19 protein-coding genes are annotated in these 13292 nt (G+C 64.7%); 18 read left to right on the forward strand and 1 reads right to left on the reverse strand.

Features of this window, described 5'->3' with window-relative positions:
- On the reverse strand, nucleotides 1-217 hold a 217-nt coding region (locus AruPA_RS17820), incomplete at its 3' end, for a hypothetical protein (RefSeq protein ID WP_265638107.1).
- Between AruPA_RS17820 and AruPA_RS17825 the strand changes: the two genes are divergently transcribed.
- The 18 genes from AruPA_RS17825 to AruPA_RS17910 are packed head-to-tail and all read left to right on the forward strand — an operon-like array spanning nucleotide 216 to nucleotide 13277.
- Complete coding sequence (locus AruPA_RS17825; protein ID WP_265638108.1) at nucleotides 216-842, forward strand: DotD/TraH family lipoprotein; 627 nt, start codon at nucleotides 216-218, stop codon at nucleotides 840-842. The genes AruPA_RS17820 and AruPA_RS17825 overlap by 2 nt on opposite strands.
- Before the next feature lie 12 nt (nucleotides 843-854).
- Nucleotides 855-1223 carry a hypothetical protein gene (locus AruPA_RS17830; RefSeq protein WP_265638109.1) on the forward strand — a complete coding sequence of 123 codons (369 nt, stop codon included), beginning with the start codon at nucleotides 855-857 and terminating at the stop codon, nucleotides 1221-1223.
- A 1-nt stretch (nucleotide 1224) separates the two neighbouring features.
- Nucleotides 1225-1761: a hypothetical protein gene (locus AruPA_RS17835; RefSeq protein WP_265638110.1), complete on the forward strand. Its 537-nt coding sequence runs from the start codon at nucleotides 1225-1227 to the stop codon at nucleotides 1759-1761.
- A gap of 14 nt (nucleotides 1762-1775) precedes the next feature.
- Nucleotides 1776-2774, forward strand: a complete 999-nt coding sequence (locus AruPA_RS17840) for a type IV secretory system conjugative DNA transfer family protein (protein ID WP_265638111.1) — start codon at nucleotides 1776-1778, stop codon at nucleotides 2772-2774.
- Entirely contained in the window at nucleotides 2774-3238 is a 465-nt protein-coding gene (locus AruPA_RS17845) for a hypothetical protein (RefSeq protein WP_265638112.1), read from the forward strand. The genes AruPA_RS17840 and AruPA_RS17845 overlap by 1 nt, the downstream gene beginning before the upstream one ends.
- On the forward strand, nucleotides 3235-4401 hold the full coding sequence (locus tag AruPA_RS17850) for an ATPase, T2SS/T4P/T4SS family (protein WP_265638113.1): 1167 nt from the start codon (nucleotides 3235-3237) through the stop codon (nucleotides 4399-4401). The genes AruPA_RS17845 and AruPA_RS17850 overlap by 4 nt, the downstream gene beginning before the upstream one ends.
- A gap of 28 nt (nucleotides 4402-4429) precedes the next feature.
- Nucleotides 4430-4678 carry an IcmT/TraK family protein gene (icmT, locus tag AruPA_RS17855; RefSeq protein ID WP_265638114.1) on the forward strand — a complete coding sequence of 83 codons (249 nt, stop codon included), beginning with the start codon at nucleotides 4430-4432 and terminating at the stop codon, nucleotides 4676-4678.
- Complete coding sequence (locus tag AruPA_RS17860; protein WP_265638115.1) at nucleotides 4675-5157, forward strand: hypothetical protein; 483 nt, start codon at nucleotides 4675-4677, stop codon at nucleotides 5155-5157. Before icmT ends, AruPA_RS17860 begins: the two co-directional genes overlap by 4 nt.
- A complete protein-coding gene (locus tag AruPA_RS17865; protein ID WP_265638116.1) occupies nucleotides 5154-5753 on the forward strand; it encodes a lytic transglycosylase domain-containing protein in 600 nt (199 codons plus the stop codon). Before AruPA_RS17860 ends, AruPA_RS17865 begins: the two co-directional genes overlap by 4 nt.
- Entirely contained in the window at nucleotides 5750-6958 is a 1209-nt protein-coding gene (locus AruPA_RS17870) for a hypothetical protein (protein WP_265638117.1), read from the forward strand. The genes AruPA_RS17865 and AruPA_RS17870 overlap by 4 nt, the downstream gene beginning before the upstream one ends.
- Nucleotides 6958-7503 carry a hypothetical protein gene (locus AruPA_RS17875; RefSeq protein WP_265638118.1) on the forward strand — a complete coding sequence of 182 codons (546 nt, stop codon included), beginning with the start codon at nucleotides 6958-6960 and terminating at the stop codon, nucleotides 7501-7503. Before AruPA_RS17870 ends, AruPA_RS17875 begins: the two co-directional genes overlap by 1 nt.
- Complete coding sequence (locus tag AruPA_RS17880) at nucleotides 7500-9848, forward strand: type IV secretory system conjugative DNA transfer family protein (protein ID WP_265638119.1); 2349 nt, start codon at nucleotides 7500-7502, stop codon at nucleotides 9846-9848. Before AruPA_RS17875 ends, AruPA_RS17880 begins: the two co-directional genes overlap by 4 nt.
- Nucleotides 9845-10006 (forward strand): hypothetical protein, encoded by a 162-nt coding sequence (locus AruPA_RS17885; RefSeq protein ID WP_265638120.1) that lies wholly within the window; start codon nucleotides 9845-9847, stop codon nucleotides 10004-10006. The genes AruPA_RS17880 and AruPA_RS17885 overlap by 4 nt, the downstream gene beginning before the upstream one ends.
- Nucleotides 10007-10027: 21 nt before the next feature.
- On the forward strand, nucleotides 10028-10204 hold the full coding sequence (locus tag AruPA_RS17890) for a hypothetical protein (protein ID WP_265638121.1): 177 nt from the start codon (nucleotides 10028-10030) through the stop codon (nucleotides 10202-10204).
- 6 nt (nucleotides 10205-10210) lie between these two features.
- A complete protein-coding gene (locus AruPA_RS17895; protein ID WP_265638122.1) occupies nucleotides 10211-10735 on the forward strand; it encodes a hypothetical protein in 525 nt (174 codons plus the stop codon).
- Entirely contained in the window at nucleotides 10641-11774 is a 1134-nt protein-coding gene (locus AruPA_RS17900) for a hypothetical protein (protein WP_265638123.1), read from the forward strand. Before AruPA_RS17895 ends, AruPA_RS17900 begins: the two co-directional genes overlap by 95 nt.
- On the forward strand, nucleotides 11749-12579 hold the full coding sequence (locus AruPA_RS17905) for a hypothetical protein (protein ID WP_265638124.1): 831 nt from the start codon (nucleotides 11749-11751) through the stop codon (nucleotides 12577-12579). The genes AruPA_RS17900 and AruPA_RS17905 overlap by 26 nt, the downstream gene beginning before the upstream one ends.
- A complete protein-coding gene (locus AruPA_RS17910; protein ID WP_265638125.1) occupies nucleotides 12576-13277 on the forward strand; it encodes a hypothetical protein in 702 nt (233 codons plus the stop codon). Before AruPA_RS17905 ends, AruPA_RS17910 begins: the two co-directional genes overlap by 4 nt.
- Nucleotides 13278-13292: the final 15 nt, after the last annotated feature.

Here is a 13292-nt window from a genome sequence, read left to right on the forward strand (position 1 = left end):
GATGACATTGCGCGAGATGCGGAACGGCTCGTGCAACGTCGTCATCCATGGTCACGATCTGATCCAGTTCGACGTTGCCAGTCGTCAGGAAGGTCTCGAACGGATCGACATGATCTTCGACAAACTGGTCATCCGAAAAAAATAATGCGCACCCCCGGAAAAAACCGATCCCGTTTGCATCGTTTGGCGGCAGCTTGCCGGCGAGGAGGATGACCATGCGTATTGGATCGATCATCGGCGTGGCAGGGATCATCGGACTGACCGGCTGTGCCACGGCGCAACCGCTCGGAGCACCAGCTGTTGCAACACCCGGCATGCCGAACATCCAAACCGCGCTGAACCGGGCGATCGCGCGCACCGATGCGGCAGTCCGGCAACTCAACGGCGTGCCGGTCACCGAACTGGCTTCCGCCCGTCTGCCCGCCGTCGTTCCGGCCGAACTCCAGCAACCGATCGGCTGGACATATCACGGCCATCTCGTTCCCGCCGTGCGCGCGCTCGCGAAGATCGTCGGCTACCAGGCCCTTGTCGAACGCGCCCGGCTGCACCGCCCGATCCCGGTTGCGATCGATGTCCATCACGTCCCGGTCATCACCGTCATCCGCGAACTCGGCATCCAGGCCGGATCCAGCGCGGATGTGTCGATCGACCCGCGGAACCATAAGATCTCGGTCATCGAATCTCCTCCTGGCAACGCGGCGACGGGCGCGGTCACGCCGGTTCCGGCTGCAGCTCCCGCCAACCCGGCTGCGCGCGATGTCGATCCCGGCGGCCCCATGATCCGCGCCCAGCCGGTGCCCGCCTTGTCCGGCACCGTCCCGCAAAAGCTTCAGTCCGATTGAGAGGCATGAGATATGGAAATTGAGTCCCGCCCGTCCGACCACCCGGTCGATCTCGATCCGCCCGGCTCGGTAACCCGGTTTTTCGAACCCGTTGGCGAGCTTGCCGCATTCGCCGGCGATATCGCGCTCTCCGGCACACGCTACGGGATCGTGGTCGGCGGTTTCGTGGCGATGAGCTACGCGGTGTATGCCCCGTATTTCAGGAATTCATTCTCCACGCTCCTGTCGCGCCAGGATATACGCGATGTCGTCCTGAGCATGGGCGTCGGCGTCCTGATCGGCATCATCCGCGCGGTGCGCGACGAGCGCCTCGGCGCCGGGGCGGTCACCGTCCGCTCCGCATACGCCATGGCAAAAACACGTCCGGATCGGGAGGATTGAGATGGCAACGTGGGTAAAGCCGCCGATCCTGTCTCGCCGCAAACCCGCACGAGGGCGGTACTGGCTCGCCGGCCGGATCGGATTGTTCTCACTGATCACGGTCACCGCCACCATGACCCCGATCCCGCGCGCCGCGGCGAACATGCTCTATGACCCGCATGTCGTCATGTACACTTTCATGTCCTCGGGGGTGGATTACTTCGTCTCGGAATCCACAGATGGAATGCCCGCGGTCGCGCGAGACGTCCGCTCCTGTTACGCGGTCAATGACCATCCGGGATGGTTCGGGCGGTTCGTGACCTGCAATGCCGAGGACGTCGCGGCCTATCTCTACAGCCAGTATCTTCTGAAGACGCGCGGCATCAACCCAGTGCCGTATTTCCAGGAAACCGCGTTCGAACGCCGGCAAAACCAGGTGCTCGAGATCTACCAGATGCCGCAAGCGCAATGGTCCTCATGGATCACGGCGATGCGCCATCGGGTCTGGCGCCTGCTCGTCGTCAAGATCGACGCCGGCTGGGTTGTGCCCCCCTCATGAGAAAGCGTGGAAACATGCCGACAACCCCGCATCTGCGCCGCATTGCCGGTCTCGGGATCACCTTGCCGATCGCCCTGCTTCGGGTTCACGCAGCCTGGGCCGGGGCGGGACCGGCGAGCGTACCACCCTTTCCGCAATACGGGCTCTCACCCTCGGTCGGCGCGGTTGATCGCGGCTATGCCGCGAACGCCAATCCGCTCAACACGCCGATCGCCGGCGCACGGATCGACGGGCAGATCGTCGGCGGACAGGCGCCGCCCTCGCTCGCCGCATTGCAGGCGGCACGCCCGGGCCAGATCCCCGGCAAGACGATTTCCCCGCTTCGTCTTCACGCGCTGCGTCAGGCCGCTCTCTCCTATGGTGCGCGCGGCGGGCTCGCAGCGGAAAGCTACACGATCAATATCGATCTCTCGCAATACCGCCACACGCTCGACAAGACCTTCGATTTCAGCCGGATGGTCCAACCGATCGGCAACGATCAGACCCTGCTCGTGCCGCCAATCGTCACCGAGGCCCAGTTCGCCTTCGCTCTGGCACCCGGTGGTCAGGTCGCGAAACAGACGGACAAGGTCTACGAGATCACCCAACAGGCGAGGCTCGCCTCCGCATCGCCCAACTGGCGCGAGTTCCTCGTGCGCAGCTGGTCGGCGCCGACCCCGCCCCCCCGCAACCTGATGCCGCACAACGCGACGGAGGCGGCCGACTGGTCGCGCTGGGTCGCGCAGGGCTGGGCGCTCGGCGAGCAGCAGGCGGTCCAGATCTTCCTCGATGATCTCGATCGTCTCCAGACTGATTATATCGGCATGCTGCGCTACGCCGTGCTGCTCCGCGCCGGGCTGGTCGAACCGCCCGACACGGAGAGCCATCGCCATTACGTCTCCGGCGGGCGTGACCGCATGCTCGTCGGCAACCAGGTGGTTCGTATCACCGACCAGCCCGGCCTCAATCCGGACATCGCCGACTGGCATCCGGGCTATCTGCCGTCCGGTGGTCCGATCGGGGAGGCACCGTGATGGCCCGGATCCGTCAGGCTGCGATGGTCGCCTTCATCACCGTTCTGCCCGCCCTGATACTGGTTCCAGGAGCGGCACAGGCTCGGCTGGCGGTCCATCCGATCGTCCCACCATCGCAGCATGGTGTGCGGATGGTGCCGCCCTCGTGCCGCTCCACGGTGCAATATTTCGGTAAAGGGTCGCTGACGGCGGACTATCCGCTTGAACATGTGGCTGGCCAGTATCCCTGGATGGTGCCGCCACACGCCTTGGTCCGTCTCATCAGCCACACCGGGCCGATGCGGGGCGGCGCTTTCTTCCAAAGCCAGCGCTGGCAGATAGTTAGTCAACTCGGCGCCGGCGCTTGCCGGTTTCTGAGCCGGCGACGCCCGGTCATGCGCATGACCGTCACCGACCGCCATGGGCGCCGGGCTGGCCTGATCATCGCCCTGCTGCGGGGCGATGGCGAGGAGACGACGCCGTGAACGAAATCATCACGATGGTGCCGGACCACGAACCGCCCCGCCGGAGCGGTCTCCTCTGGCCGGGCGAGACGATCCGGATCACCGGATCGGAATTCGACGATCTTCTGGCCTGGGCGACCGCGCAGGGCGCATCGGATATCCGCCTGCAGAACAACCTGCCGGTCTGGATCCGGATTCACGGTCGGGAAATCCCGGTTACCAGCCGCACCCTGATCGACGCCGAGGTCGAGGAGGCGATCAACCGGCTCTACGGCGCGGACGGGCAGGCAAGGTTGCGCGCGGGCGAGGATTTCGACGTCAGTTACGAGTTCCGTCCGAGCCGCCGTCACTTGCTTCGCTTCCGGGTCAATGCGACTGCCGTGCGGGCGCGCGGCAATGACGGCGGGTCCGTAACGCTGCGCACCCTGCCAGCCGTGCCGCCCCGCCTCGCCGATCTCGACGTCGAGCCGGACATCCTCGCGAACTTCAAGATCCGGCAGGGGTTCGTGATCGTCAGCGGCGGGGTCGAGAATGGCAAGAGCACCCTGCTCGCGGCGATGACGCGGGCGATCCTCGAAGATCCCGACAGCAACCGCTGGATCATCGAACTCGCAGCCCCGATCGAGTTCGTCTACGACACGATCATCAGCGTGTCCTCGGGGATCAGCCAGTCCGAGATCCCGCGTCATCTGCCGAGCTTTGCCGCCGGTGCGCGCAACGCGATGCGGCGCAACCCGAAGATGGTGATCGTCGGCGAGTGCCGTGATTCCGAAACGATGGTGCCCGCCTGCCATCTCTCGATCGCCGGGTGCGGCGTCTACACGACCTTGCACGCTGGCAGCATGGTCGAGACGATCCAGCGTGCGGTCAGCTTCTGCCCGGTCAACGAACGCGAGGCGGTTGCGGTGCAGCTGGCGCAGTCGCTCCGCCTCGTCGTCAACCAGCGCCTCGTCCCCTCGGCGGACGGCAAACGCACGGCATTGCGTGAGTATCTGGTGTTCGACGACGCGCTGCGCCGCAAGTTGCTGAGCGCAGCCCCCTCGGTCTGGCCCGAGATCGCCCATGATGCGCTGGCCAGGCATGGCCAGTCCTTCCGGGTGGCAGCCCAGCGCGCGCTCGCGCGGGGCAAGATCACCGAGGAGACCGCGTACCTGATCGGCCGGGAATTCGGCGATGTCGGCTGATGTCATTCCCGCAGAAAGGAGGTGATCCGTGTGGCGCTATACCATGTCGCCCTTCAGGCTGTACGTGATCGATGCGCGCGCGCTGGTGCCGCTGATGATCTTTCTTGTCCATTGGAGCTTGCTGACGCTGAAGATTGCCGGCGTTGGTGTGCTGATCTTCGCCGGCGTGGAATATGCCGGTGTCCGGTTCACGGCCGCGTTCCGTATCATCCGGGGCTGGATCTTCGGTCCCATCCGGCCGGCCCGGCGCGATAGCTGGAAACGGGACCACGCATGAGTGCGGCACTCGATCTCACCCGGGTCAGCCGCGTTCTCGAGGCGGTGCTCGACCGTGACTCCCGCCCGGTGATGCTGCGTAGCATCGCGAGCTGGCAGCTTCACCGGGTGCCGAGCCATGTCGCGGCAGCCCCGGCCGGGCTGCTGCCGGCCTTTCTGGTCGCCGGCGACGCGCTGCTGCGCGAGGCGACCGGCAAGGGGGTCGAGACCGATCTCGCGCCAGAGCGGGTTTCTCTTCTGGGCTTTCGGGTGGCTGCCGTGCGCCATCAGCGCTTCAGCGACGTCATTCTGGCGATGATGGAAGCGACGGATCAGATCGCGCGCAATGGCCGCCTGATGGCTGACGATCTCAAGCTCGTCGTCGAGTTGTCGCGGACGCGATTGATCCGTATGACGGGGGCGGCGGGTCTCGACGCCGGTTCCACTCCCAGCGTCGAGCAAGGTCCGGAACAATCCCCCCTGTCAGGACCGTCGCCATGAGCAGGCAGCCGCGCGCCGCGTGGCAGTTGTCCCCGATCAGGGCATGGTTGGTGGCGATGGCCTTGGCCGGTTGCCTGCTCGCCTCACCTGCCTCGAGCGCGTCAACCACGATCACGGCGCAACCGCTGCCATCTCCGGACTCTCCATCGCCGATCGCCCGCCCCGATCCCGATCGGCAGATCGCGGCCTGCATCGAAGCCGCGGCCTCGACCTGGCACATCTCCCCCATCGTCATCGTCATCCTGCTGCATGTCGAGGGGGGCGCGCTCGGCGCGGTCCACCCGAATGCCAACGGCACCGTCGATATCGGCCCGATGCAGATCAACCAGATCTGGCTCCCCACACTTGCCCGTCACTGGCGGTTGACGGTGCCGCAAACCTACGCCGAGCTCGAGAACAATTTCTGCGCCAACCTCGTCGCGGGGACGTGGATTTTGCACAAGGCGATCAAGGCGGCGGATGGCCATCTCTGGCGCGGCGTCGCCTACTATCATTCCCACACGAGAGTTTTCGAGAGCGAGTATCTCCGCGCGGTGCTGGCCGAAGCCCGCCACCTTCAGGCCGAGATGCGCGCGCATGAAAGCAGGACCTCATGAGCGGCAGTCTTCGCACCCGGCAGAATTCCCTCGAGGAGGCCGGGCTTGCCCTCGTCTTCATGGTGATCCTGATTGGCGGCCTGCTGTTCTTCGGCTGGTTCAAGGAACACGCGATCATCTCCCTTGTCGTACTGGCTGTCCTGCACGCGGAACTCTGGCCCGCCTCCCTCTGGACCCACAGCGTCGACCAGGCGCGCCAGGCCATGGCAACCGCCCATCCCGCGACCGTGACGCTGCATCAGATCGTCCTCGCCTGCGCTTTCGTCGGGCGGGTGTACCGTATTCCGGTCACCCTCTTCCTCGCCGGCCTCGCTGCCCTGACGATCTGGAAGGCCCCCGGCGAGCGCTTCGCGCGCCCGCTGGATTTCGAGGGGTTGATGAAGCTGCAGGTGTTGAATTTCCCCTCGATTGCCGCCTTCCTCGACCGGCGGCACAGTCTCGTCCGGCCCGGCACGGAGGCGGTCAGGCAGGCGGATTTCGCGCTGCATCTCGGTGAATGGATCGGCCTGTTCGCGCTCGATGCCGAAGGCCGCTACGATCCGATCGCCGCCCATGGCGCGCTGGTCGCCCAGCTGGGACCGGTATGGCGCGGTCTCGACGAGGCGACCCCGCAGGTCCGCGCCATGGTCGCGGTCTTTGGCCTGCATGCCGCACGCGAACGCGACGAAGCCCGCGTGCTGCTCGGTGTCCTTTCCACATCCCTCGCCCCCCTCACGCCCGAAGAGGCAGCCCAACAGGATAGGAAGGCCGATCCGCTCGCCCGCACCGGCCCGACAGCCCCGCTGGTCCTGTCGCCCGACGCCGTCGCCGCGGTCGATGCGGTCCTGCATCGTCCCGAGATCGTCCACCCCGCCCTTGCGGAAATGGCGACCTACGCCTTCACCTCTACCGCGCTGATGGGTCTCCTGATGCACGCCAGGGCGCGCGCCGGGGTTCTCGCACCCGGCCAGTTCGCCTTTCTCAAACTGGTCGATCGCCCGCTCTGGTACGCGCTGCATAGTCTCGGGTTTCCCCTGACCATCAGCGATTACGGGCCCCAGCCGAACGCCCGGATCGAGGCGCTCGGCAGCCGTGCCCATTGGGAGGCCGAACGGGCGGTGCGGCAGAGACTCCCGCGCCCCCGGATGGAGATGGCGATGGAGGCGATCAACCAGCGCCTGCGCGATGCGACCAATCGCGGCCGGCCGATCAAGGAGATACGCTGATGCTGATCCACCTGCGCTCGATCGACGGGAAACCCCAGATCACCATCGACTCCGAAGGTGAGCCGCTCCCCTGCATCGAGACCTTGCCGTGGCGCGACTGTTCATTCCGTCTCAGCTGGCCTTCGTCAGGCGGGGGCGGCAGGGATGCGTATTCCGGCGATCCCCGCGCAAGGATGCATCCAAAGGATGATCCGGCACCGATCACCACGCCCGCGCCATCCGGCGGTCGTCTCGGGCGCTTCGCTGCGATGACCGTCACTTTTGCCGGGTTCCTCGTCGTCGGCATGGTGATCGGTTCGGTCTTCCGGCTGGGACCGTCGCGGGGCAGCGAATTGATCCCCCGCGACATCGCGGCACCCGCACGGGGCCCAGACATTCCTTCGATCGTCGCGCCCCCTCGCTCGGCAGAAGTCGCCGCTCCGTATCCCGCCCCCTTAGAACTACACGTGCCGGTCGGACGTTCCGAACCCGCCCGCATCGCGGCACCGCCTCCGCAGCTGCCGCCGCCCCCCGATCCGGGCGCGCTGTTCGGATTGCACTCATGAGCAAGCGGGTCGTCATCGGTCCGGACAACAATACCGAGCGCACCGGCGCGCAACTCTATCGCGACGTCCGCCCGGGATCGACGCGCTTCCTCGATCTGGTACGGACCGCGTTCGGTGGCTTCCTGATCATCGGGCTTGGCTTCATCGGCGTGATCGAACCCGCCTCACTGAACCTCGCCCTGCTCGGCAGCCTCGGCATCGCCCTCTACACGCTCTCCGGCGCCGTCGTGCTGCCGTTCCGCCTGCCCGTCCACTCCAAGCTGAAGGACCGCAACCATCCGCTGCCCGGCTCGCGCAAGCCGCGCCCGGCCGCAGGGACCTATTATCTCGGCCATATCTGGAACTCGCTGAAGCAGGTCTGGGCCGCGGATGACGATATGCGCCAGGGCATTCCGATCCTCGGCACCACCGGCGCCGGCAAGACCCGCGCCATCATCAGCATCCTGAGTAACTCGCTCCTGCAGGGCAGCGGCTTCACCATCGTCGACGGCAAAGCGCAGAACCGGGTCTACAGCGATGTCATCGCGCTCGCCCGCCGCACTGGCCTCGAGGACAACGTGCTGACCCAGAACTACCTCGTCGCCAGCGGCAATCGCGATACCAACACGTTCAATCCCTTCGCCACCTGCAACGCCGACGTGCTGCGCGAACTCCTGGTCAGCCAGATCGAGGAAAACCCCTCGGGCGGCGGTGACAGCAACGGCGTCTTCCGCGCCGGCGCGATCGCTCTCCTCGGCTCCCTCGCCCCCGTCCTCGTCTGGGTCCGCGACAACAAGCAGATCCCGATCGATATCGAGCGCATCCGCTACGCCACCGAACTCCGCTCGGTCGCAGCCATCGCGGCGAAGAAGAAATTTCTCGTTCGCATCTCCGACCGTGACGAACCGCACGCGATCGACATCGCGGATATCCCCGATGCGCTGCTCTATCCGCTCCGCGCCTATCTCGGCGAGACCGGGGATTTCAATCTGCAACTCGACTGGAACCGCCAGAAATCCACCGAACCCTCGCGCCAGCACAGTTTCGTGCTGCTGCATTTCCGGCAGACATTCACCCAGCTGGCCGTCACACTCGGCCACATCTTCAAGTGCCAGAACGGCGACATCGATATGCGCGATATCGTCCTCAACCGCCGCATCCTCGTGGTCAACCTGCCCGCCCTCGAGAACGCCGGCGAAACCACCGCGGCTCTCGGCAAGATCGTTGTCTCGGCCATGCGTAACATGATGGCGCAGGTCCTCGGCGTGAACCTCGAAGGCGACATCGCCGATATCATCGATAACGATCCGTCCTTCTCCCCCTCCGCCTATCCGGTCGCCCTCGACGAGGTCGGCTATTATGCCGTCGCCGGCATGGACAAGATGCTCGCCATGGGGCGCGGGCTCGGTTTTGCATTCATGCTCGGCTTTCAGGAAATCGCCGGTATCCGCGCCCGGATCGGCGATGCGCTCTATTCCTGGCTCGGCAATCTCAATCTCCAGATCCTGATGCGGACTCAGGAAGGCGGCCCAACCCGGGACTATGTCGAGAACACCGCGGGGGACAGTTTTGTTACCCAGGTCGCTGGCTATGATTCTTCGGGGGTTGGCGGATATCTCGAAACCTCGCGCGCCGACGTCCAGCGGACCAAACGGGTGGATTTTGCGGATCTGCGCGGGCAGATTGAAGGCGAGGCGGTCATCCTGTTCGGTGCGATGCGGATGTACGCCAACCTGATCTACGTCAATCCCGCCCCGAAGGGCGTCTCGCGGATCAACCGCCCGATCCAGATGGCGATGGCCGATCGCGCCGTGCTGATCGCCTCCTGCGAAGCCACCGAGACCGCCATCCGCAGAGCCGGCCGGGAGTTCGACCCCTTTGCCCCGCTGCCCCGGAGCAACGCGCTCGATGTAATCCTCGCCGGCATGCGCGAGGCCGTCGCGACCGGCAAGGTCATCGACGGGACGGATGTCGCCGACACGCTCTGCCGCCACGTGCAGGATCTGCCCGAAACCCAGGTGCCCGCTCTCGACGACGGGGCGGGTTTCGAAACGGTCGCCGGTCCCGACGAAGCGCCGAAGACGATCCTGCAACAGATGTTGAAACCGGCCCCGGTCGAGATTGCGGCATTGCGTCAGGAACCGATGGATCCCGTTCTCGACGCGGTCTGCCGCGCGATGATCGAACAGGCGGAGGCCTGGGCGCGCGGCGATGCCGCGGCGGCATCGCAGGCGGTCGAAGCGATGCGGGCACCGCAGCCGCGTCGTCAGCGCACCAGATTGCCGCCGATGTCACTGGCAGAATTCCATCAGATGATCACCTCGCTCAACCAGCAGATCGAGGCGATCGCGCGAGGCGGCCGATGAGCCTCTTCATCGAACCCGGTGCAGGTTCCGCACCGATCGTCCGTTTCATCGAGACCGCCCGGCATCCTGCCGATATCGAGGTCTATTATCTGTCGATACGTTACGGGGAGGGAATTTCGTGCGGATTGGAGACGTGCCAATGTGGGACGCTGATTTGACCGGATCAGGGGAGGAAAGACATGCATTACCCGACCGTGATGGTGCTGCACGCGATCGTCTATGGCGTTGTATTTCAGCTTCTGCGAGATCTGACCGAACCGGACCTCGTCGGTCTCGGTGTGACCTGCCTCGCAGGCCTGTTTCTCTTCGGCCGAACGCCCATCATGCGTCGGCGATATCGTGGGCAGTATTGGTAGGCTGTCATGACCAAGCATCTCTTGTACGGCCCACGACGCACGGCCCGGATCGAGATCTATCTCCAGCGCAATCCCAGGGATCGCCTGATCGCGTATCTGGGCAAGAATTACGATGCGATCGAACGGATCATTGCCAAGACGGAAAGCATGGACTTCATTCTGGGCGTGATACGGAAAAACGGTATCCGCGATCGCGACGGCAACGAGGTCACGCTGGAGACGCTCACAAGCGCCTGGGAGACGATGAACGCGGCTCTTTTGAGCGGGTTCGGAACTCAAAGACCATCCCCCGGCCTGCCCGATCTTTCCAACCCGACGCGCCGCTTCAAGGAGCGGAAGAGTTACAAATGGCCGGTTGTGCGGCGAGGGAGACGTCGCCGCGACGATGCGCCCGGGGATCCGTCAGCCGGGGAGACCGGTCATGAGACCGCAGGAGATGGCGAACCCGAACGCGACCAATCCGGAAACGACGAAACCGGAGTGGGCGAACACCACCAACCTGGATCCGGAAACGACGAACCGCCCGACTGATCACGCCGGGGGCGAGGGCGGCCATCACAGCGCGGGATCTGCGCTTGCTCGCATTCTGGACGAAAATTACGAGACGATCGCCGCCCGACGTAGCCGGGGCGATTCCTGGCAGCCGGTGCTCGACTGGCTGGCCCACAACGGCATCACCGACACGCGCGGCAGGCCGGTCACACCGCAACTGCTGGCGGCCACCTGGGCAAGAGTGGGGGCGATCCGGGACGCGCGCGGTCTCGGCCGGCCCCGTTCGTCAAATATCCGCCATTCGATACCAGAAGGGAATGCAGCCATGGCTTCGACCGAGGTTCCGCGACGTGTGGCGTTCTCCGAGGCTTTCTCACGGGCCCTCGAAGACACCGACCGTCACTCGCCGCTCTACCGCTTCATGGTCGAGCACCACGATGCCATCGCCGAGAAGCGGTCGCGATACGGCAGCTGGGACAAGTTTCTGGAACTGGTCAACGAAGCGGGCATCCGGGATGGGCAGCACAGGCCGGTGACCGTTCGCGTCCTCTATCGCACCTGGGAGCGTGTCACTCGGGCGGTGAAGGCGTCGCGGTCCCGCCCGGCCGCGCGGATCGTCACGCCTGCCAACACGCCCAGCCCGCCGCAGATGTCCGAACCTCCGGCGCAGACGATTGCGACGCCCGCAACAACCCGACCGCCCCCGATGGTAGGGAGCGTCGTTTTCCGACCGGGAAAACCGCCGATGATCGTCACGAAGAAGTGGCAGGCTGATACTGCCCCGTTGGCGCGAGAGCCATTACCGCCCGGGAAATCCGCCAAGCTGTCCTACGAGCAGGCGTGGGGCGTGCAAACAACGCGCAACGGGATTCTCATTGATGATCGGCACACGCCGTTCGCCACGCTGCAGCAGGACCTGGTCAACGATCTCACCGACGCGGGATTTGCCGTTTACATCGCGCGGTTCGACGCTGATGCAACCGGCGAGCGTGTCCTGGCGCACCTCACGGAAATACAGAGAATCATGGACGAAGTGAAGAAAGGTGAGAACTATGGACCTCAACGATCACGATCCTGAATTAGGTGTGGAACTCGCGACGCACGCGTCGCCGGCTCGACCGCCCGTACTCTTCGTGCGTCGCGGGCGCGGACGAACGGGAGGCAGTACACTCTGTGACTGGCTGATCCAGCGCGCCCGCCGAAACGAAAGGCGGGCTCAGGCGCTTGACGGTGATTTGCGGAGCTGCACGCTCAAAACTTTCTATCCTGCCCATGACGCCGATGGGATCCCGGTTCAGGATGGTGCCAGCGTCCCTGTGAATGAGGCACTGGGCACGATCCGCGACTGGCTAATGGCCGAACTCAACTCGATGGCCGAAGACCGGGTATCGCGCGTACTCGACCTGGGCGGTGGAGATCGGATTGTTCAGGAATTCGTCCAGGACCTCGACCTCGCCAATTTCGCTGAGCGATTCGAGATCGTGCTGGTACAGGCCTTCTTTCTCGGACCTGACGAGGAGGATTTCCGGCACGTCCTCGCGACCATCGACGATTCTCAGTTCGACGCTCGCCGGACCATCCTTTACCTCAACAGTGGCGTGCTTCGGACCAGCCAGGATCCCGCGTCCGTCTTTCTGCCAGTGACACAGCATCAGCAATTCAAAGAGCTCGAGGCAGCCGGTATCAAGGCGGTCAGTGTTCCACGGATCATCTGCCTGGATGAGATGCGCGCACTCGGTCTGTCGATCAACGACGTGCTCACGAACCGGCCGGGCCGAAACGGTCGCCGCGCGCCTCCGACCATGCAGATCATGGTCGAAGACTGGAACCGCAAGCTTGAAATGCAGCATCGTCAAGCCGGGGTTGAGGACGTGCTGCCGTGAATGCGATCAATCCCGCCGACCAGACCATCCCGCCGCTGTCGTCGCAGGCGCGGCTTGCTCAGCAACTTCGGGCGGAGGCCGTTCATCTTGTCGAGGATCTCCGCGCCAAGGGGGTGGCCGAAGATGATGCAGCGTTCACCTGGTCGAGCGGGATTGCCGTCAGCTTCATTCATTTAGCAGGTCTCCTCGACGGCATCGGGACGGAACTCGGAACCATCGCAACGACTTTTGCCGACAGTCGTGCGGCGTTCCGCCGGGATGTCGTCGATGCGTCCCGCGCCCAGCATGAGGTCCTCCGCACGGAGATCGACAGGCTGCGTCTGAAGCGCGCAGAGATGGAAACCGACCTGCAGGCGAAGATCGATGCGACCGTCAAGAGACTTGGCCAGCAAATCGTCGAGGCGAACAAGAGTGCCAACGTGATCTTCCAGAAACGTTGGAACCTTCGACACAACATCATGGGCGCAGCCATCGCCGGCGCGGTGCTCCTCGCCTGCGTCATCGGCGGGTATGCGTGGCGTTCCGTCCAGGAAGGCAACGCGGTCTCCGGTCGATATGCCTGCGAACAGGCGCCTCTGACCATCGCAACGGCCAACGGAGACTTACTGGCTTGCCCGCTTCGCGATCTCGTCAGCACCACGACACTTACCCGCCTCAATCATCGTTTTCTCAAAGGGGCCACGCCCCCCATCCCTTAAGCTTCACCATGGGAG

Source organism: Acidiphilium sp. PA (assembly GCF_026191915.1).
Lineage (GTDB): Bacteria > Pseudomonadota > Alphaproteobacteria > Acetobacterales > Acetobacteraceae > Acidiphilium.